We start from the raw sequence: 20,506 nt of genomic DNA, 5'->3' as shown, positions 1-20,506 counted from the left end.
CATGATCCCGCTTCAAGATTTGCTGATATTCGCCGCTGCCGCGTTGCTGATGGTGCTGACGCCGGGGCCGAACATGATTTACCTGATCTCCCGTTCGATCTGTCAGGGGCGCAAGGCCGGCGTGACCTCGTTGTTCGGTGTGGTCGCGGGGTTTTTCGTGCACCTGTTCGCCGCCGCGGCCGGTTTGACCGCGGTGTTTCTGGCGGTGCCGATGGCTTACGAAGTGCTGAAGTGGGCCGGCGCGTTGTACCTGGTGTGGCTGGCCTGGCAGGCGGTCAAACCCGGGGCGCGTTCACCGTTCGAAGCGCAGCAGTTGCCGCCGGACTCGTCGCGCAAACTGATCACCATGGGCTTTCTCACCAGTGCCTTAAACCCGAAGATTGCGGTGTTTTACCTGTCGGTGTTTCCGCAGTTCATCTCGCCTGAACATGGCTCGGTGTTCACCCAAAGCATCGTGCTGGGCCTGACCCAGATCAGCGTCAGTTTCTGCGTCAATCTGCTGATCGCGATCTTCGCTGCGGGCATCGCGTCGTGGTTCGTCAACAACCCGACCTGGCTGGCGGTGCAGCGTTATTTCATGGGCTTTGTCCTGTCGGCGCTAGCGGTGCGGCTGATGCTTGAGCAACGACGGACGGCTTGATCATGTGGATTGAACGACTGGATGCCAGCCATGCCCTGGACTATCGGGCACTGATGCTTGAAGCCTACGACCTGCATCCGCAAGCGTTTACTTCCAGCGTACGCGAGCGCGCCGCGATGCCGCTGAGTTGGTGGGAATCGCGCCTGACCAGCCAACTGGATGTGGTGCTCGGGGCGTTTGAACAGGGCAAGTTGGCGGGCATCGTCGGCCTGGCCTTCGAACCCCGGGAAAAGGCCCGGCACAAGGCGACGTTGTTTGGCATGTACGTGTCTGGAAAAGTCCGGCAGCGTGGGTTGGGTCAGCAACTGGTGCAAGCTGCCCTGGCCGAAGCGCAGAACCATCAAGGCCTGCGGTTGATCCAGCTGACCGTCACCGCTGGCAACGAAGCCGCGTTCAACCTGTACCAGCGTTGCGGCTTCATCCAGTTCGGCCTCGAACCCATGGCGGTACGCGTCGGCGAAGACTACTTCGACAAAATCCACATGTGGCGTGAAATCTAAACCCACCACAGACCCTGTAGGAGCGAGGCTTGCCCGCGAAGGCGTCGTGACTGTCGACATCTACTTGGCTGATACACCGCTTTCGCGGGCAAGCCTCGCTCCTACAGGTGTTGTGGTGCGTCAGCGGACGGCGCTGACCCCGTCCAGTGTCGAGAACGATGTGTCTTTGGCCGTCAGCAAGAAATCGCGCATGTACGGCGCATCCAGCATGTCCGCGCGAATCCCCGCATACAGCGTCGCAAACAATCCCTTCTCACCCAGCCGCTTGGCCTTCACGTAACTCCGCGAGCTGTATTCGTGCAGCGCCCAGTGGGGCATGCCGCACACGCCGCGACCGCTGGCCACCAGTTGCATCATCATCACCGTCAGTTCCGAGGTGCGGACCTGCGCCGGTTCGATGTCAGCCGGTTCGAGGAAACGGGTGAAGATGTCCAGCCGATCGCGTTCCACCGGGTAGGTGATCAGGGTTTCCGTGAGCAAATCTTCCGGAACGATGTAGGCCTTGTTCGCCAAACGGTGCTGGTTGGCCACCGCGAGCATCGCTTCATAGGTGAATAACGGCACGTAAGTTATTCCGGCCAGTTCCAGTGGATCCGAGGTCACCACCAGATCCAGATCGCCACGGGCCAGGGCCGGCAGCGGGGCGAAGGAGAAGCCCGAGGCCAGGTCCAGTTCGACTTCCGGCCAGGCATCGCGGAACTGGTCGATGGTCGGCATCAGCCACTGGAAGCAACTGTGGCACTCGATCGCCATGTGCAAACGGCCCGCCGTGCCGCCGGCCAGGCGCGCAATATCGCGCTCGGCACCGCGCAACAGCGGCAGGGTCGCGTCCGCCAGTTGCAGCAGGCGCAAACCGGCGCTGGTGAAGCGCACCGGTTTGGTTTTGCGCACGAACAACGGCATCCCCAGCCGTTCCTCAAGCTCCTTGAATTGGTGCGACAGGGCGGACTGCGTCAGGTGCAGGCGGTCGGCGGCATCGACCAGGCTGTCCGCTTCGCGCAAGGCGTGCAGGGTCTTCAGGTGACGGATTTCAAGCACCGGATGGCTCCATGAGGAAAACTTGTGATCAACACGAAAAGGTTGAGTTTGTCTCATGTTGGGTTGGCTGTCGACAATGGCGCCATGTTTTACAGCTTCTTTTATAGAGAGAAACTCACCATGGCTCTGGCCCACACACTTGGTTTTCCGCGCATCGGCGCTGACCGCGAACTGAAAAAAGCCCTCGAATCCTTCTGGAAGGGCGATCTCGATCAGGACGCACTGAAAAGCGTCGGCCGCCAACTGCGCGCCACCCACTGGCAGTTGCAGAAAGACGCCGGCATCGACCTGCTGCCCGTCGGCGACTTCGCCTGGTATGACCAGGTCCTGACCCATTCCCTGACCTTCGGCGTGATCCCCGAGCGTTTCGACAGTGCCAAGGACTCGCGCGGCTTGCCGACCCTCGACACCTTGTTCGCTATGGCCCGAGGCGCCACGGCCTCCTGCTGCGGCGGTGAACATGCCAAGGCGCAATACTCCCAAGAGCTAACCAAGTGGTTCGACACCAACTACCACTACCTGGTCCCGGAATTCAGCGCCGACCAACAATTTAAACTGAGCTGGGAACAGCTGTTCGACGAAGTCGACGAAGCCAAGGCGCTGGGCCACAACGTCAAACCGGTGATCATCGGCCCGCTGACTTACCTGTGGCTGGGCAAGGCCAAAGGCAACGATTTCGACAAGCTTGATCTGCTGGAACGCTTGCTGCCGATCTACGGTGAAATCCTCGGCCGCCTCGCCGCTCAAGGCGTGGAATGGGTGCAGATCGACGAACCGATCCTGACCCTCGACCTGCCGCAAGCCTGGAAAAACGCCTTCGAACGCGCTTATCACATCCTTCAATATTCGCCGCTGAAAAAACTCGTGGCCACCTACTTCAGTGGCCTGGAAGACAACCTCGGCCTGGCGGTCGGCCTGCCGGTGCAAGGCCTGCACATCGACGCCGTGCGTGCGCCGGATCAACTCGGCCAGGTGTTGGATCGTCTGCCGACCTACAAGATTCTGTCGGTGGGCCTGGTCAACGGCCGCAACGTCTGGCGCTGCGAACTGGAGCAAGTGCTCGCGCAAATGCAACCGGCCCAGGAACGCTTCGGCGACAACCTGTGGGTCAGCAGTTCCTGCTCGTTGCTGCACAGCCCGGTGGACCTGGAACGCGAAGACAAACTCGATCCGGAACTGAAAAGCTGGCTGGCCTTTGCCGTGCAGAAGTGCGGTGAAATCGCCGTGCTGCGCGATGCCCTCAACGACCCGCAATCGCCCAAGGTGCGAACCGCACTCGCCGAGAGTCGAGCGGTTCAGACCAGCCGCGCCGAGTCGCCGCGTATCCATAAAGCCCAAGTGCAGGCACGGATAAACGCCATCAGTGACAAGGACAGCCAACGCCACTCGCCGTTTGTCAAACGCATCGAGCAGCAACGTGCACGCTTGAAGCTGCCGGCATTCCCAACCACCACCATCGGCTCGTTCCCGCAGACCGGTTCGATCCGTCTGGCACGTCAGGCCTTCAAGCAAGGCAAGCTGTCGGCCAACGATTACACCGACGCCATGCACAGTGAAATCCGCCACGCGGTGCAAGTCCAGGAACGCCTGGGCCTGGACGTGCTGGTGCACGGCGAAGCCGAACGCAACGACATGGTCGAGTACTTCGCCGAGCAACTGGACGGCTACCTGTTCACCCGTTTCGGCTGGGTGCAGAGCTACGGGTCGCGCTGCGTCAAACCGGCGATCATCTACGGCGACCTGAGCCGCCCGAACGCCATGACCGTCGACTGGATCACTTATGCACAGAGCCTGACCGACAAGGTCATGAAAGGCATGCTCACCGGTCCCGTGACCATGTTGATGTGGTCGTTCCCCCGGGAAGACGTCTCGCGCAAAATCCAGGCGCAGCAGTTGGCCCTGGCCCTGCGTGATGAAGTGGTCGACCTGGAAAACGCCGGCATCAAGATCGTGCAGATCGACGAAGCCGCTTTCCGCGAAGGCTTGCCGCTGCGCCGGGCGCAATGGCAGGAATATCTGGATTGGGCGGTGGAAGCCTTCCGCTTGAGCGCCTCCGGCGTGCGGGACGAAACCCAGATCCACACCCACATGTGCTACAGCGAATTCAACGACGTGATCGAGTCCATCGCGGCGATGGATGCCGACGTGATCACCATCGAAACCTCGCGTTCGGACATGGAATTGCTGGAAGCCTTCGAAGCGTTCGACTACCCGAACGACATCGGGCCGGGTGTTTATGACATCCACTCACCACGGGTGCCGGACACGGCCGAGATGGTCAAGTTGATAAGCAAAGCCGTGAAGCGCATTCCGGCGGAGCGGTTGTGGGTGAACCCCGATTGCGGGTTGAAGACCCGGGCCTGGCCGGAGACTGAGGCGGCGTTGGTGAACATGGTGGCGGCGGCGCGGCAGTTGCGTAGCGTACTGGCATAATCATTGGCTCATCAGGCGCACTAAAAAACAAAACCCGCTGCACGGGAACGGCAGCGGGTTTTTTATGGGGTCAATTCAGTTTGCCAATACGAAAGCATGTGTTGGTTATGAACAACGTCGAATCTATACCCAATAAATCTATATTTCCGAAAAAACCTGTCAGATCTGACAGTAGGCGGAGCGAGGCTTGTAAAGCCTAATAACAAACAGTTCGGGAAACTGAGAGTTATCGGCATGAGATGTTTTTTTGGAGGGGGACTTAGAAATATCCACACAGTAATTAAGCCCTGGTTGTTATTGGCAACTATAGGTTGCTTGCTGTTGTCTGGGTGTGCGGGGCAGTCTTCTGATTTAGCGATGGGTCATGTTGAACGCTCTCGTGATCGGCCTGGAGAGATCGTGGCTGAGAACCTGACTAGACGATACAACGACAAACGTGCGAATTGTGGGAGTGCGACTTCGCCTGCATTTCTTTGTACGGGTGTAATGTTAAGGATCACCAAAACCAGTAATAACTACGATCCGTGGGATCATAGTGATTTTTCAAGAACGACGGATGCCGTATCATTTTCTTACTTGAGGATTGACTCTAACTTTTCAAGCACACCTTGGGGTCGCGGTAATGGCTTCATATTTTTTCCTGTCCTTGCCACGCCTGCTGACAGGTCTAAGTTCGAAATAAAATGTTATTACCCGTTGGATGGAGCAACTTTTTACAGGACAGCAGCAGGTCAATTTGGGTGTCGGGATAGCGTTATTACCTATCCATTTCCAGAGGCTAGCAAGCCTTGTCGCGAACAGGGGATTATCACCGCGGAACAATGGCTCGCCCATTACCAAAAACCGAGCGGTAGTGTCCGGCCTAATGCCTATTCCTGTTCGTTCATGGTGACATCCGACTTGAATGCAGAGGCCGTTACTGCTTTCAACGAGGGCATACGATTACGAGCAGAACTCATTCCACAAAAGGCTTTTATTGAACACAACGAGTTTAGAATCAAGGCGTGGCCAGAAACAGATCCAAGCAAGCTACCGATCGAGGCTTTTTTCTATATTGGCGGTGGCGTGGATAACGCAAAAATAGACCAGAAGAAATTCTTTGATAGAACCGGTGGGCTTGTTTCGCCGATTATTCGTCTTACATTACCTGCGAGTTATACAGGCAAGTCCGCGTTCCAGTATTTTCCAAGTGATCAGGCGGTATTGCCCGAGGTCCCGGATCCGGACAGGCCAAAACCGTCTGTGCCGAAAGCCTATGATTCTGCGGGTGAACATTTAAGGATAAGTGATATTTATAATGATGATGGTCTGGATGTTGAGGTTCCTCATTATCCAGGTATGGCGGCGACTAATACGTTTATGGTTCGTTGGAATGGGAGGGTCAGGTACAACAGTTCTATTGTTGAGGTTGGAACACCCCCAGGGAAAAGAACGGTGAGAATTCCAAGGTTAGAGGTGTTGGACAATATAGGGTTATCTGTAAAAGTAAATTACACAGTAAAGGAAGTGCCTGGAGGAGCGACGCTGGAATCGGAAGAACTGACACTTCATATAGATCCTCAAACGCTGATATTGCCGGCCCCCACTATTTCCGGTAATACGGTCACCGTGAATTTTGCTGGTCAGACAGGGTATCAAGTCCGGGTACGCTGGACGGGAAGCATCACTCGCAATACTGAGTGGCAAGACGTAAATCCCAACGTAGCCAATATTTTCGCCATTACGCAAAACTGGCGTGATGAAAACCGGGGCCGCACGGTTTTGATCAATTACTCGGTTAAGCGCACCACTGGCGTCAGCCCATTGATGTTTTCACACGTTCTGAGGCTCGCGATTCCTTAGGTCATCGCATCAAGGTCATTATCCTGGGTGACTCGATACGACCGTTCAGCACTCTTCATCAAACTGTCACGTAACTGTGGCAGCGCGCTTGATCAAACTTCATCAAACTCGCGCTCTACTGGGGTTCTGCGTTTCGGTGTTTTTTCATGCGTGCACGATTTTTATCAACAGCGGCCTTCCTGGCCGCGTTGTTGTTTGGATTACCGTCTTTCGCGGCGTCTCGTTGCGATGTCAATGTTCCCACCCAACAGGCCGATCTGGCGCAGGTGAGCCTGGCGTACCAAAGCATCGGCCGTGCGTCCGACCCGGCGTTGCTGTTGGTGATGGGCCTGGGCGGGCAGTTGATTCACTGGCCGGACGAGGTGGTGGTCGCGTTGTGTCAGCAAGGTTTTCGGGTGATTCGCTATGACAATCGCGACGTCGGCCTCTCGACCTGGCGGCAAGCGCCCGCCGACGCCAACCTGACCTTCGAAGTGCTGCGCTACAAACTCGGTTTGCCGGTGGCGGCGCCGTACACCCTGACGGACATGGCGGATGATGCCTTTGGCCTGATGGATGCGTTGAAGGTTGAGCAATTCCACGTATTGGGCGCGAGCATGGGCGGGATGATTGCCCAGCACATGGCGGCAATGGCGCCGCAGCGGGTCGAGAGCCTGACCCTGATCATGACCACCTCCGGGGCCGAAGGCTTGCCGGCGCCGAGTGCAGCGTTGGTGCAGTTGTTGTCCCGTCGTGGCGCGCCTAACCGCGAAGTGGCGCTGGAGCAACAGGCGGACTTGCTGGCGGCGCTGGGCAGCCCGACCGTGAGCGATGATCGGCAGGCGCTGCTGCATCAAGCGGCGCTGTCCTATGACCGCGCGTTCAACCCGGAAGGCGTGAAGCGCCAGATCATGGCGATCCTCGCTGAGCGCAGTCGCGTGGCGTTGCTTAACCAACTGCGCGTTCCGACGCTGGTGGTCCATGGAACCGCCGATCCGCTGTTGCCGGTGATGCATGGCGTGCACCTGGCGGCGCATATTCGCGGCAGTCAGTTGAAGCTGATTCCGGGGTTGGCGCATCGATTTCAGGAAGCGTTCAAGGCGCCGTTGCTGGCGGCGGTGTTGCCGTACTTGCAGGCCCATCGCGAAGACACTTCGCATTGGGCGCAGATCGATCCGGTGCCAACCCCGAATCTCCTGTAATCCCCAATTCAACCTGTGACACATAGCCCTGTGGCGAGGGGGCTTGCCCCCGTTCGGCTGCGCAGCAGTCGCAAAACCTGTAGACACGGTTTTTGAATCACTGCGATGGCTGATTTTTTGGGGCGGCTTCGCCACCCAACGGGGGCAAGCCCCCTCGCCACAAAGGCTCCCTTGTCTCCGTTGGTTATGTCGATGGAACGAAGTTATCCAGCATCCGGTTCACCGCCAGTTCACCCAACATCACGGACTGCTGAATGCCCAGTACGGTATTGCGCTGCGGGCCTTCCATCAATGCGGCGAAATCACTGAGCATCACGCTAGCCGACGCAAGGGATTCGCAGGCGTTGGCCAGCAGGGTTTCGTGATCAATGTCGGGGGCGATGGTGTAAATGGTGCTGGGCCGGCGTGGGGTGTCTTTGGGGATGACCGGTTTGAGGTAGTAATCGAGGGCGCGGTCGGCGGCTTCGTTGAGTTTTTTGGAGTCTGGGGTTTCGTAGGGCGAGACGTCGTCGGTTTCTGGTGGGTTAGGTGTGATCTTGAACATTGGATTGGTACTCCTGTTAGTAGAGCCGCAACCTGTCTCGCTACTAAACGGAAGGGTGGCAGCTGTGCGCAAGTTAGTAGACCGGCCACCAACCCAAAACCGGCGCGTCCGAGAACGCCATGCGCACAGCTACCATCAAGTGCAGGCGAATGCCTGACCAGAAGACGCTTGTACGTCCGGGTTGGGAAAGCCGGGCTACTAAACCCGATCACTGGGAATCAGTGACACGAACCAAGTTACCGACGGTCCCCCAGGCGCACAAGCCGGCGGATTCTGACGTTGTTGTAGGCGACGGCGCAAGGCGCTGTAGCTTTCAGGAAGTAACCTTAAACAGAACTAAACACGCCTTCCCAAACACTGCAAAACTTGTGGGAGCGGGCTTGCCCGCGATGGCGGTGTACCAGTCAAAGCAGATATCGACTGACACGACGCCATCGCGGGCAAGCCCGCTCCCACAGGAGTAGTGGAATGACTGCCACCTCGGCCTCGTCAGGTGTATCTTTCAAACTTTCCGCCGCCTTTCCAGCCTGCGAGGTGAATGATGAGTACCCCCCTGAAAATCGATTTCGTCAGCGACGTGTCCTGCCCGTGGTGCGTGGTTGGCCTGTACGGCCTGACCCGGGCGCTGGAGGTGCTGCGTGATGAGGTCCAGGCCGAGATCCGTTTTCAGCCGTTCGAACTGAACCCGAAAATGGGGCCACAGGGGCAGAACATCACCGAACACATCACTGAAAAGTACGGCTCGACCCCTGAGCAATCGCAGAAAAACCGCGAGATGATCCGCGCCCGTGGCGCCGAGGTCGGGTTTGCGTTTCGCACCGATGGCAACAGCCGCATCTACAACACTTTTGACGCCCATCGGTTGCTGTTCTGGGCGGGGCTGGAAGGGTTGCAGTTCAATTTGAAGGAAGCGCTGTTCAAGGCGTATTTCACTGATGGCGGCAATCCGTCCGATCACCCGCAGTTGGCGCAGATTGCGGAAAGCGTCGGGCTGGACCGGCAGCGGGCGGCGGCGATTCTGGCGTCCGATGAGTTTGCCAAAGAGGTGCTTGAAGAAGAGCAGCTGTGGCTGTCACGCGGGGTGAGTTCGGTGCCGACGGTGGTGTTTAACGGGCAGTATGCGGTGAGCGGTGGGCAGCCGGTTGAGACCTTTGTCGGAGCCATTCGGCAGATCATGAGCGAGTCAAAAGGCGGGACCGTTAGCTGATCGTATGGCGAGCCGAATAACTGTGGGAGCGAGCCTTTGTGGCGAGGGGGCTTGCCCCCGTTGGGTCGCGAAGCGGCCCCAAAAATGGGACTGCTGCGCAGTCCAACGGGGGCAAGCCCCCTCGCCACATAGGCTCACTCCTACAGGGGTTTTGTGTGTGGCGGGAATTACCTGACGATTTTGTCTACGTGGATGCCCAGCTTTTTCAGCCGATACCAGAAGCTGCGCTCGGAGATTCCGATCAACTGCGCCGCCGCGGCCTGCACGCCATTGCTCTGCGCAAGCGCCGCCAGAATGTAGGCCTTTTCGACCTCGGCCAACGCCGCTTCCAGATCCGCCGGCACGTTGCCTTCAGTGATCACGGCACCGCTGCTGGCAGAATTTGAGGCAAACAAATAAGCCGGCAAATCTTCCTCTTGAATCACCGCCCCCGACGCCACAATCGTCGCCCGCTCCACACAGTTCTGCAGTTCACGAATATTCCCCGGCCACGAATAATTGGCCATCGCCTGCAAGGCTTCCGGACTGAATCCGGTAAAACGCTTGCCCGCTGTGGCGCCCAAAGTGTGAGCAAAATGTCGGGCCAGCGGCGCGATGTCTTCCACCCGTTCACGCAGGGCCGGCAGCGGAATCGGGAACACGTTAAGGCGGTAGTAAAGATCCTCGCGAAACTCCTTGTTGGCCACCGCGTCCAGCAGGTTCTTGTTGGTCGCGGCAATCACGCGTACATCCACTTTACGCTCGCGCGGATCGCCCACCGGCTCGATCACCCGTTCCTGCAACGCCCGGAGGATTTTCGCCTGCAAGGCCAGGGGCATTTCGCCGATTTCGTCGAGGAACAGCGTGCCCTTGTCGGCCTGCATGAAACGCCCGACGCGATCCGCCACCGCGCCGGTAAACGCGCCTTTGCGGTGGCCGAACATTTCGCTTTCCAGCAGCCCTTCCGGGATCGCCGCACAGTTGACCGCGACGAAAGGCTTGTCGGCGCGGTTGCCGTGTTTGTGGATTGCCCGGGCAACCATTTCCTTGCCGGTGCCGCTTTCGCCGGTCAGCAGAATCGTCGCGTTGCTTTCGCGCACCGAATCGATCGCGTGCAGCACTCGGCGAAAACTCGGGCTGTCGCCGATCAGGCTGTCGATCTGCTGATGCTCATCGAGCTCGGCGCGCATGCGCTGGTTGTCTTTGAGGATGTCGCGAAATTGCAGGGCCTTGGCGACGGTGATGTCCAGTTCATCGATGTCGAACGGCTTGGCGATGTAGTCGAAGGCGCCGTTGCGCATCGACTGCACGGCGTTTTTCACCGTGCTGTAGGCGGTCATGACGATCACCGGCAACTGCGGAAAACGGTTTTTGATTTCCGCCAGCAATTGCGGGCCGTCCATGCCGGGCATGCGCCAGTCGCTGATCACCAGGTCGATGTCCTCGCACTCCAGCACCTTGAGCGCGTGCAGGCCATTGCCAGCGGTGAACACCTGAATGCCGTTCTGACCCAGGGCCGATGCCAGCAAGTCGCAGAGCTTGGGCTCGTCGTCGACCACCAGTACGTTATGTGTCATCGCTGCCCTCGTCGAAGTCTTCACCGTTGGCCGGAATGTACAGCGTGAAGGTGGTCCCGGCATCTTTTTCGCTGACGCATTCGATGCGCCCGTCATGACTTTCCATGATCGAGAACACCTTCGCCAGCCCCAGCCCGGTGCCCGAGGCCTTGGTGGTGACGAACGGTGTGAAGATCCGTTCGAGCATGTCCGGCTCGATGCCCTGGCCGGTGTCGCAGACGCTGATCACGGTGTAGTGCTCGTCGCTGCTGATCCCGACCGTCAGCCGCCCGCCGTCGGGCATGGCGTCGATGGCGTTGACGATCAGGTTCAGGCCGGCTTGCTTGAGTTGTCGCGCATCGGCGTGAAGGGTTGCGCCGGGTGCCTGATCGTCGATTCGCACATCGATGTTGTGGCTGGCCAATTCCGGGGCGCAGAAACCGATCAGTTCATCCACCAGCGGTCGCGCCGCCTGGGTCGAACGCATCGGCGCGCTGGGCTTGGCGAAGTCGAGGAAATCGGTGATCAGGTCGTTGATGCGGCTGACTTCGCTGACCACGTATTCCAGGTGACGCTTGTCGGTCTCGGGCAAATCGGCGCGGCGATGCAGCAATTGCGTGGCGGTTTTGATGATGCCCAGCGGGTTGCGGATTTCATGGGCCAGGCCCATCGCGACCTCGCCCAGCGCATGCAGACGGTCGCGGCGGCGCAGTTGCGATTCCAGGTGCTGCAACTCGGCGAGGCGTTCGCTCATGTGGTTGAAGGTGCTGCTCAGTTCCGCCAGTTCGTCGCCGCCAGTGACGGCCAGACGCTGGCGGTAATCCCCGGCAATCACCGCTTGCACGCCTTTGGACAGCCCGCGCAACGGCTTGGTCAAGCGTTGAGAGACAAACCAGCCGACAGCCAGGGATGCCGCCGAGCTGAGCAGGAAAATCAGGATGAACAGGTTGCTCTGGTTCACCAGCCCGACCAGGCTGGTGTGGCGCAGCAAACCGCTGAAGATCACGCCTTGCAGCTCACCGTTTTCGTTGAGGATCGGCCGGTAGATGCCGCTGTAGCGATTGGTGAATTGTTCGATCGGCTGCTTAGTGTCGCGCAGGATCTGTTCGATTTTCTCAGGCACGGCGGCCGGGTGGTCTTCGAAGCGCTGGGTGGAGAAGATCTCCGAGAAGTCATTGGCCTTGGCCAGGTACAGGCGCAGGTCGAGGGAATGCACATCCGCGACGCTGGTGAGGAAACTGCTGTCCAGGTACGTGGCGACGACCAGTTTGTAATCGACGCCGTCCTGATCGGTCTCGAAGGTTGACACCACGGTGCCGGTTGCGACGCCGCCGACTTGCAGGGTCTGCAACACCGCTTTGGGCTCGGTGCTGATCTGCCGGACGATGTCATCGGCGGCGGTGCTGAACACCACGTTGTGATCGCTGTTGCGCACTAGCGCCACGACGTCGATGCCCATGGAGTCGGCGATGTCGCTGGTCAATTTGTCGTGTTTGCTCGACAACCGATCCGTGGGCGGGCGGGTGTAGCGCAGGAACAACTGCGCGGCCCGGGCGTTGTCCCGCAGGATTTCGGTGATCTCGTCCTCGACGATCTGGGTCGATTCCTGGAGCCAGATCCGCACGTTGCTGTCGAAAATCTGCGACAGGGTGGTGGCCGCCAGTTCCGCGGCGATCATCGTCGGGATCACGCTGACCAGCCAGAACGCGAGCACCAGTTTGCGCTGCAGGCTCCAGCCGGAGAGGGCGAAAGGTCGGGCGGTGGCGGGGCGGTCTTTTATCATTGGGTTTCGCTTATCGCAGCAGCCATGGCGGAGTCGGAGCGGTCCGGTCGAATGAATATTTTCACCAGTCGCAACAGGCCGTCGAACACCCGGTTGCGATGGCGGAAAAACACGGTGTTGCCGGTAAACGAGCAACCCAGGCGCAGCTTACTGGCATAGCCGGCCTGACCGCACGCGTAGATCGGGATGCCGTGTTCAATACAGTAGTCGACATTGGCCAGCCAGCTGCGCACGTACAGGTTGTGATCGCGGGTTCGGCTCAGGTCGTGGGCGAAGAATTTGTCGACCAGACGTTGTTCGTCCAGCAGCACCAGGTTGAATGCGACCAGCTCTTCGCCGACCCAGTAGAGCACGCACGCGGCGCGTTGATCGAGGTGTTCAAGGACCTGGCGAAAGTAGTCCGGCGGCAGGCGTTCAAAGGTCAGGTCGCTGCGCTCAAGGGTGGCTTCGTACAGCGCCATCATTCTCGGGAGCAGGTCTTCGACGGAGCGCCGCCATTCGATGCGCGGACCTTGCCCGCGCAATGTACGGCGCAGGTCTTTACGCGTGGATTTGCCGAGGGTGCCGAGGTACGCGTCCACGGAGCCAAAACGGATCGGCAGTTCAGCGCTGGGCAGACCGGGCATGCTTTGCAGGCCAGCGTCCTGGCACACCTGCAACCACTGCGGATCGCGGTGGGAAGCGTCCTTGACCGCCAGCAGACCGATGCCGGCTTGATCGGCGTCGTTGCGGGCCAGGGTCAATAATTGCTCAAGCAAGGCCGGGCGCCGGGCGGGGTCGATCTGGCGTGCGGTCCCGACATGGCATTGCTCGGCCACCGGCGAACCGAGGGCGTAGAGGCGCACGTCGAACAGCCCCGGCCACCAGCGGCGCAATTGTTCGGTGACGCGTTTGCCCGAACCTTGGACCGTGGTGTCCAGCGAATACGCGGTGGTGAACGCCACCGCCGCCGCGACCAGGATCTGGTTCTCGTACAGCGCCAGATAACGCCACTGAAAATCCGCAATGCCCGCCTGTTCAACGGCCCGGTAATACTCCCAGCCCTCCAGTTCAGCGGGGAAACACTCATTCCAGGCACCGCGGTCGATGGCTTCGATCGTCGAAAAGGCAAGGGCAGTGATCACATCGGTTCCTTAAAATTTCTCTTACTGGCGGGCCTTTTCCGATCCGTACAGTTTTCCGACGTTGCACGATCCCTGTAGCAGCTGGCGAAGCCTGCGTTCGGCTGCGAAGCAGTCGTGAAATCAGACTCCGCGGTGTTTCAGGCAAACCGAGTTGTCAGGGTTTACGACTGCTTCGCAGCCGAACGCAGGCTTCGCCAGCTGCTACAGGGATTGTGCGAGGTTCGATATTCCTGTCAGGCCAGCTGTCGGTATTCCTGGCGCACGGGTTGCGGGGCGGATACCTGTTGCATGAACCGGTGCTGGATGAAGTCTGCGCTCAGCTCCACGACACGGCGGTATTGCAGGTCGACGGTGATCATGTGGTAGCAGTCGTCGAGCAGGATCTTCACCACCGGGCCACCGAGTTTTCGTTCCACATAATCAGCGTTCCAGCGGCTGGTGATGTCGTCTTCGCGCGAGTGCAAAACCAGCGCTTGAGTGGTGATCTGCGGCATGCGCTTTTTCACCGCGGCCACCAGCCGATGCAGTTCCCGGACACTCACCCCGGACATCGTCAGCAGCCCGGCATTGCTGCTTTCACCGGCCTTCATCTGCCGCTCGACAATCGCGCGCAAGCGTTCGTCCTTGATGCCGAACGGTGATTTTTCGTTGAAGCGGCACAGGTGGACGCCATACGGAATCGCCATCAGCAACGGTGTGAGCACCGCGACTTTGGGCATGTTCCAGCCGTCGTAGCGCAGGGTCGTCGAATACAACAGCAAGCCTTCGATCTGCCCCGGATGCTCGGCGGCCAGGTACATCGACAGCACTGCACCCATCGACAAGCCGCCGACGAACACATGCTGATGTTTGCGCCGAACACCGATGAAGGTGTTGCGCGCGCTCTCGTACCAGTCGCGCCAACCGGTGGCTTGCAGGTCGGCGTTGTCCCCGCAGTGGCCGGCCAGGGTCGGCACGTACACCGTGCAACCGGCCTTCGCCAGGCCCATCGCGACACGACGCAACTCGGTCGGCGTGCCGGTGAGGCCGTGGATCAACAACACCGCGACCTCCCCGTTGCCGAGAACGAAACCGGCGCTGCCTTCGCCCATGTCGATCTCAGCTGCACTTGAAAAAAAGTCGTTCATCGTTTCATCGCCCGATGCAGCAGACGGTCGAGCAGGGCGATGCCCAAGTCGATTTCCGGGTAGCTGATTTCCAGCGACGGCGCGAGGGTGATCACGTTCTTGTAGTAACCGCCCACATCGAGGATCAGGCCCAGGCGTTTGCCGTCGATTTCGATGTCGCCCTTCATGCCTTCTTCGACCATGAAATCGAGGGTGGCCTTGTCCGGCGTGAAACCGTCCAGGCCACAGATTTCACAGCGCAAGGCCAGGCCCAGACCGTCGACGTCGCCGATGATCGGGTAGCGTTTCTGCAAGTCTTTCAGGCCTTCGAGGAAGTATTTGCCCTTGTTCATGACCATCGCACCGTAGTCGACTTCGCTGGTCATCTTGAACATTTCCAGACCCACCGCCGTGCCCAACGGGTTGGAGGCGAAGGTGGAGTGGGTCGAGCCTGGCGGGAAGATTTTCGGGTTGATCAACTCTTCCTTGGCCCAGATCCCGCCCAATGGATTGAGGCCATTGGTCAGTGCTTTGCCGAAGACGATGACGTCCGGTTTGACGTCGAAGTGCTCGATCGACCACAGCTTGCCGGTGCGATAGAAGCCCATCTGGATTTCGTCGACCACCATCAAGATGCCGTGCTGATCCAGCACATGCTTGAGTTCGCTGTAGAAGTTCATCGGAGGAATCACGTAGCCGCCGGTGCCCTGGATCGGCTCGACGTAGAACGCAGCGTATTCACTCTGGCCGACTTTTGGGTCCCAGACGCCGTTGTATTCGGTCTCGAACAGGCGGGCGAATTGCTGCACGCAATGGCTGCCGTACTCTTCCTTGGTCATGCCTTTCGGGCCACGGAAGTGGTACGGGAACGGGATGAAGTTGGCGCGCTCGCCGAAGTGGCCGTAACGGCGGCGATAGCGGTAGCTGGAGGTGATCGACGACGCGCCGAGGGTCCGACCGTGGTAACCGCCCTCGAAGGCGAACATCAGGCTTTTGCCGTTGGTGGCGTTACGCACGACTTTCAGCGAGTCCTCGATGGACTGCGAACCGCCGACGTTGAAGTGCACACGACCGTCGAGGCCGAACTTGTTCTTCGCGTCCACGGCGATCATTTCCGAGAGCTCGATCTTGCCTTTGTGCAGGTACTGGCTGGCAATCTGCGGCAGGGTGTCGATCTGCTGTTTCAGCGCATTGTTCAGGCGCGGGTTGGCGTAACCGAAGTTCACCGCCGAGTACCACATTTGCAAGTCGAGGTAGGCCTGGTCTTCGGTGTCCCAGACGTAGGAACCTTCGCAGCGGCTGAAGATGCGCGGCGGATCGATGTAGTGAACGGTGTCGCCGTAGGAGCAGTATTTGGCTTCCTTATCCAGAAGGATTTGGTCTTCAGGCGTAGCGATTCGAATATCAGACATGGTGGAGGAGTTCCTTTTTTTCCGCGTTGAAAGTTTCTACGTTGAAAGAGGTGGCGTTGGCGGCGCTGGCGCTTGGCAGGACGGCGAGCAACGCAGGCAGTTCGGCGAAGCTGTCAAAGCGTGCGTAGGCGATGCCGTTTCGCTCGCAGTGCTCGGCCAGGCGATCCTTGGCGAACACGAAATCGGCGGTGGAAGCCACGCACATGTCGGACTGGCCGTCGCCGATCACCAGCACCCGTTTGGCGCTGGGGGTGGATTTGCATTTGCAGTTGCCGGAGGCGGCGCGGCAGGCGTCGCTGGCATGCGGGAAGTCGATGCGCCAGCTCTGGTGGTCGAGTTGCCGCAAGCGGTTGGCGAGGATCGGCAAGAGGCTGACGTAGTTGCGCGCCAGGATCCGTGCGATGCCTTGCTCAATGCCGTCACTGACCACTTCAAGGGAAGCGCCGAGGCCGATGACGTGGTCGACGAAGTCGGGGAAATCCGGGTCGATCTCTATGGTGTCGAAGAACCCGAGCAGCTCGGAAGGTGTGGCCTTGACCAGCGAGAGCTGGCGGCTGAGGCATTCACGGGAACCGATGTCACCCGCCAGCCACTCGTTTTCGATCGCTTCCCAGCTCGGGTCGGCGAACCGCTGGAGGATGCTGTCGATCACGTCGGTGCGGGTGATGGTCCCGTCGAAATCACACACGATATGCCAGTCAATCATCTCTGTACCTTTCTTGGATAAAGCGAGCGCAGAACGCGCTGTTTGCGCTGCAAAGGAGGTAGAGCAGGGACTGTGCCAACCGGGTTCGGCCCAGCGGGGCTGGGGTTCTGGCGTGTGTTTGTGTCGGCGAAGCTACAATTTTTGTAGGTCGCTACAAACAACATGAGTGCTTGCGCGGGAGGTGCGATTCGGGGATTGATGCGCGCATGTCCAGCTGAAGGAATTGCCTCATGTCGAGGATTACTGTTGCTCTATTTGCCGCGCTGACGTGCCTTTCGGCCAACGTTTCAGCGGACGGCATCACCGGTGAGGCAGGGGTTGGCCTCAGTTATCAGCCACACGACCCGACCGGTAGCCGATACGAAACGCGGCCGGTGCCGTATCTCGATCTGGACTGGGGCGATGTCAGTCTCAGCACGGATGACGGGCTGACCTGGGACGCGTTGAAGGCCAATGGTTTCAGCGCCGGGCCGTTCGTGAATTACCTGCCGGGGCGCACCTCCAATGGCGAGCTGCATGGCTTGCGCGACGTGCCGGACATGGGCGAGGTGGGCGGCTACGTGCAGTACGCGCCGGCTGATTTCTGGCGGGTGTTTGCGTCGGTCGGGCAAGCGGTTGGCGGGCGCGGCGGGCAGGGCGGGGTGTTGGGGCGTGTCGGTGGTGAGGTGGGTTATCCACTGGGTGGCGGGGTGATCGGCAGTTCCAATCTAACCGCGCATTTTGCGGATGCGCGGCAGAATCAGACGTTTTTTGGGGTGAGTGGCGAAGAGTCTCAGGCTTCAGGGATTCGGCCGTATAACGCGGGCGGTGGATTGCAGAATGTGGCGTTGACCCAGAGCTTCGAGTTCCCGCTGGCGCCGCGGTGGTCGTTGCTGACGAGCGCGAGCTGGATTCACCTGACGGGTTCGGCGGCGGATAGCAGCATTGTCAAAGAGGTCGGGGATACCAACCAGGGGGAAGTGCAGGCGGCGGTTGCTTACACGTTTGATTAGATTTTTGTGTGGGGCTGTTAGATCGACCCCTCACCCCAGCCCTCTCCCCACGGGGGAGAGGGGGAGAGGGGGAGAGGGAGCCGACCGCATGCTATTCAAAACCTGAGTTCGACTCGATTTTTCAGGTCGATGTAACTCGAAGAACACCTCGGTCAGTCCCCTCGCCCCTTGGGAGAGGGTTAGGGTGAGGGGTGTTTTTCAGCCATATCCTCACCCTCGGCCAGCAACGCAATCCCCCCCATGATCACCGCCACACCCACCCAGTGCAGCACGCTGATCTGCTCCCCCAGCCCCAGCCACGACCCGAGTAAAACCCCGACAAACACCAGCGAACTCAGGGGAAACGCCAGGGACAAACTGCTGCGCCGCAAGATCAGCATCCACACGAAAAACGCGCCGATGTAGCAGGCAATCGCAAACCACACCCCCGGATTCACCGCCACGGCCAGCAGCCATTGCAGGTTGAAATCCATCTGCCCCAGCTGATCTCCACCGACCTTGGTGGCGATCTGGCCGGCGCTTTCAAAGCCGATCAACAGCCCCCACAGCACCACCGTACCGAGGCGTTCATGCAGCCAGTCGGTCTTGCCTCTGATCATCGATTGAGCCTCATGCATGGGCGACACACACGAGCATCACGCCCGCCGTAATTACCAGGGTGCCGAGCCAGCGCCGGCGGCTGACGGTCTCGCCGAGGATCAGCTTGCCGGCCAGTACCACGCCGCAATACGCCAGCGCCGCCGCCGGAAACAACAGGCTCAGGGGCGCCCGGGACAGGGCTTCGAGCCAGACGAAAAATTCGATCACGTAAGCGCCGATTCCGCACCACAACAGCGGCGCGTTGAACACCTGGCCCCAAAACGCATTCAGTCGAAACCCGCCTTCGAGTCCCGGCAAACGGTCCAGGCCGAGCTTGAAACAGAGCTGGCCGATGACGTCCAGCACGATGGAAAACGCCACCAGCACAATCACCGCGTAGGTCATGGAAACAGCTCCTCGAACAGATCGATCAGCGCCTGATTGGTCGCCGAGTTACGCAGCAGATCGGCTTCGCTCCAGCGCTCGGCCGGGGGCTGGTCAGACTTGGCTTCCCAGCGCTTGAGGGCGTTGCTGAAGGCCGGGCGGGCGTACTCGCCGCAGATGTCGATGCCGATGATTCGCTTGTTGGCCGCCAAGGCTCTGATGGCTTGCAGCAAATGGCTCAGGCGCATGCCGCCCTGGTCCCAATTGGTCGCCGCGTCTTCGCTGGCCAATACGTCCTTGTCGATGGTGATCCACACCGCTCGGGTGGGCAGGCTGGCGATCATCTGATCGAGAAACACTGGCCAGTCGAGTTCCGCCAGATTGCGCCAGTGCAGCAGGTTTTCCTGCTGTTGATGCCCGGCGCCGTCACCGACCCGCCCCCAGACTTTCGAGGGCGGGTGCTGCCACGGAAACAGCTGCAACACGCCGCGTTTGAGCGCTTTTACGTTGCCGCCCTTGAGCTGCGGATTTTGCAGGTCGTCGCTGCACGGGCCGAGGGTGACGATGCGCTGGACGTTCGGCAGTTTCAGCGCCTGGTTGACCCACGAACCACAATGCCTACGCGGCGCGAAGCGGACCCAGTCGGGGTGGTTGTCAAAGTGGATCAGGCTCACCGGCTCCGGCAAATCGGTCAGAAACGCCGGGGTCAGGTGGTGGTAATCACCGGAGCCGACGAAGAAGATTTCCGGCTGCGGGCCGCTGTGCCGGGGCCGTTGTTGCAAGCGTTCGGCGAAGCGGCGCCAGGTCCGTTCACTGGACCACAGGCGCAGTTTCGGGCCGAGGTCGAGCAGGTCGAGGCGTTTGGCACGGCCGCTGTCGAGCAGCCACTTGATGGGCGCCTGGGCAGTCAGGCTGTGGTCGAGATCTAAAATGTTCAAGGTCGCAATTCACCCTTGGCAGACCCTCCCAGACACCGGCTTCATCGATCATGAAGGCCGGCCGAGGGGGCTTTTGGGGGTAAATGCAAGGGACGGGCCAGCCACCAACGATCAGACACTGCTGAACCTGTAGGAGCGAGGCTTGCCCGCGAAGAGGCCGGTACATCCGATGCATCTCCTGCGGCAGGAACACCGTCTTCGCGGGCAAGCCTCGCTCCTACACGGGGAAGTGCTAGGCGTGGAGGCGGACCCAGACGGTGACGAGGAGGGTGGCCGCCATCAGCCATGCGACGGCCGCGACGGCCAACGAAGCTTCCAACCGCATCCGGTCGACCATCACATACAACGTCGCCAGATAAACGAAGTACGGAATGATCGACCACATCCCGAACACGATGGTGGTCTTCAAATCATCCAGCGAGCGGCCCTTGCCCACTATGTAATGCGCAATCAGCGCAAAGGTCGGAAACAGCGGCACCAGGCCTGCGATGTAATAGTTTTTGGTCTTGGCCAGCGCAGCGAGGATGACGACGACTGCCGCACCCAGCGCCGCTTTCAGCAT

At 59.7% G+C, this 20,506-nt stretch carries 19 protein-coding genes; 7 read left to right on the top strand and 12 right to left on the bottom strand.

The features are described from left to right. Position 1 precedes the first annotated feature (1 nt). Together ACYZT6_RS21295 and ACYZT6_RS21290 are read left to right on the top strand one after the other, a co-directional pair. A complete protein-coding gene (locus ACYZT6_RS21295) occupies positions 2-640 on the top strand; it encodes a LysE family translocator (RefSeq protein ID WP_462028513.1) in 639 nt (212 codons plus the stop codon). A gap of 2 nt (positions 641-642) precedes the next feature. Continuing rightward, positions 643-1,140: a GNAT family N-acetyltransferase gene (locus tag ACYZT6_RS21290; RefSeq protein WP_462028512.1), complete on the top strand. Its 498-nt coding sequence runs from the start codon at positions 643-645 to the stop codon at positions 1,138-1,140. Between the two features lie 120 nt (positions 1,141-1,260). Here the strand turns inward: ACYZT6_RS21290 and metR are convergent, their stop codons facing one another. After that, on the bottom strand, positions 1,261-2,178 hold the full coding sequence (gene metR / locus ACYZT6_RS21285; protein WP_462028511.1) for a transcriptional regulator MetR: 918 nt from the start codon (positions 2,176-2,178) through the stop codon (positions 1,261-1,263). A 120-nt stretch (positions 2,179-2,298) separates the two neighbouring features. On the opposite strand from metR, the gene metE reads away from it, so the two are divergent. The 3 genes from metE (at position 2,299) to ACYZT6_RS21270 (ending at position 7,634) form a co-directional block, all read left to right on the top strand. Further along, a complete protein-coding gene (gene metE / locus ACYZT6_RS21280; protein ID WP_462028510.1) occupies positions 2,299-4,611 on the top strand; it encodes a 5-methyltetrahydropteroyltriglutamate--homocysteine S-methyltransferase in 2,313 nt (770 codons plus the stop codon). A 399-nt stretch (positions 4,612-5,010) separates the two neighbouring features. Further along, positions 5,011-6,453 carry a hypothetical protein gene (locus tag ACYZT6_RS21275; protein ID WP_462028509.1) on the top strand — a complete coding sequence of 481 codons (1,443 nt, stop codon included), beginning with the start codon at positions 5,011-5,013 and terminating at the stop codon, positions 6,451-6,453. Between the two features lie 146 nt (positions 6,454-6,599). Continuing rightward, entirely contained in the window at positions 6,600-7,634 is a 1,035-nt protein-coding gene (locus tag ACYZT6_RS21270; RefSeq protein ID WP_462028508.1) for an alpha/beta fold hydrolase, read from the top strand. Between the two features lie 184 nt (positions 7,635-7,818). On the opposite strand, the gene ACYZT6_RS21265 is transcribed toward ACYZT6_RS21270, so the two are convergent. After that, entirely contained in the window at positions 7,819-8,178 is a 360-nt protein-coding gene (locus ACYZT6_RS21265; protein ID WP_462028507.1) for a DUF6124 family protein, read from the bottom strand. Between the two features lie 541 nt (positions 8,179-8,719). Here ACYZT6_RS21265 and ACYZT6_RS21260 point away from each other — a divergent pair. Then, positions 8,720-9,385, top strand: a complete 666-nt coding sequence (locus ACYZT6_RS21260) for a DsbA family oxidoreductase (protein WP_462028506.1) — start codon at positions 8,720-8,722, stop codon at positions 9,383-9,385. Positions 9,386-9,552: 167 nt separating this feature from the next. Here ACYZT6_RS21260 and ACYZT6_RS21255 read toward each other — a convergent pair whose 3' ends face one another. The 6 genes from ACYZT6_RS21255 to ACYZT6_RS21230 form a co-directional block, all read right to left on the bottom strand. Then, complete coding sequence (locus tag ACYZT6_RS21255) at positions 9,553-10,941, bottom strand: sigma-54-dependent transcriptional regulator (protein WP_462028505.1); 1,389 nt, start codon at positions 10,939-10,941, stop codon at positions 9,553-9,555. After that, complete coding sequence (locus tag ACYZT6_RS21250; RefSeq protein WP_462028504.1) at positions 10,931-12,703, bottom strand: sensor histidine kinase; 1,773 nt, start codon at positions 12,701-12,703, stop codon at positions 10,931-10,933. The genes ACYZT6_RS21255 and ACYZT6_RS21250 overlap by 11 nt, the downstream gene beginning before the upstream one ends. Continuing rightward, on the bottom strand, positions 12,700-13,827 hold the full coding sequence (locus ACYZT6_RS21245; protein WP_462028503.1) for a GNAT family N-acetyltransferase: 1,128 nt from the start codon (positions 13,825-13,827) through the stop codon (positions 12,700-12,702). The genes ACYZT6_RS21250 and ACYZT6_RS21245 overlap by 4 nt, the downstream gene beginning before the upstream one ends. Positions 13,828-14,060: 233 nt before the next feature. After that, the gene (locus ACYZT6_RS21240) at positions 14,061-14,954 is read right to left on the bottom strand and encodes an alpha/beta hydrolase (protein ID WP_462028502.1); all 894 of its coding nucleotides are present in this window, start codon (positions 14,952-14,954) and stop codon (positions 14,061-14,063) included. Continuing rightward, the gene (locus ACYZT6_RS21235) at positions 14,951-16,345 is read right to left on the bottom strand and encodes an aspartate aminotransferase family protein (protein ID WP_462028501.1); all 1,395 of its coding nucleotides are present in this window, start codon (positions 16,343-16,345) and stop codon (positions 14,951-14,953) included. Before ACYZT6_RS21235 ends, ACYZT6_RS21240 begins: the two co-directional genes overlap by 4 nt. Next, complete coding sequence (locus ACYZT6_RS21230; RefSeq protein WP_462028500.1) at positions 16,338-17,051, bottom strand: MtnX-like HAD-IB family phosphatase; 714 nt, start codon at positions 17,049-17,051, stop codon at positions 16,338-16,340. Before ACYZT6_RS21230 ends, ACYZT6_RS21235 begins: the two co-directional genes overlap by 8 nt. 230 nt (positions 17,052-17,281) lie before the next feature. On the opposite strand from ACYZT6_RS21230, the gene ACYZT6_RS21225 reads away from it, so the two are divergent. Continuing rightward, positions 17,282-18,043 (top strand): MipA/OmpV family protein, encoded by a 762-nt coding sequence (locus ACYZT6_RS21225; RefSeq protein WP_462028499.1) that lies wholly within the window; start codon positions 17,282-17,284, stop codon positions 18,041-18,043. 179 nt (positions 18,044-18,222) lie between these two features. Here the strand turns inward: ACYZT6_RS21225 and ACYZT6_RS21220 are convergent, their stop codons facing one another. From ACYZT6_RS21220 to ACYZT6_RS21205, 4 genes are all read right to left on the bottom strand, one after another. Next, a complete protein-coding gene (locus tag ACYZT6_RS21220; protein ID WP_462028498.1) occupies positions 18,223-18,642 on the bottom strand; it encodes a DMT family transporter in 420 nt (139 codons plus the stop codon). 10 nt (positions 18,643-18,652) lie between these two features. Next, a complete protein-coding gene (locus tag ACYZT6_RS21215; protein ID WP_462028497.1) occupies positions 18,653-19,027 on the bottom strand; it encodes a DMT family transporter in 375 nt (124 codons plus the stop codon). Further along, on the bottom strand, positions 19,024-19,944 hold the full coding sequence (locus tag ACYZT6_RS21210) for an arginase family protein (RefSeq protein ID WP_462028496.1): 921 nt from the start codon (positions 19,942-19,944) through the stop codon (positions 19,024-19,026). The genes ACYZT6_RS21215 and ACYZT6_RS21210 overlap by 4 nt, the downstream gene beginning before the upstream one ends. Positions 19,945-20,176: 232 nt before the next feature. Continuing rightward, entirely contained in the window at positions 20,177-20,506 is a 330-nt protein-coding gene (locus ACYZT6_RS21205) for a GlpM family protein (RefSeq protein ID WP_462029995.1), read from the bottom strand.

This window comes from Pseudomonas sp. RT6P73 (assembly GCF_054897715.1).
The sequence above is the reverse complement of the archived record's forward strand: the minus strand, read 5'-3'. Positions and strand labels throughout refer to the sequence as shown.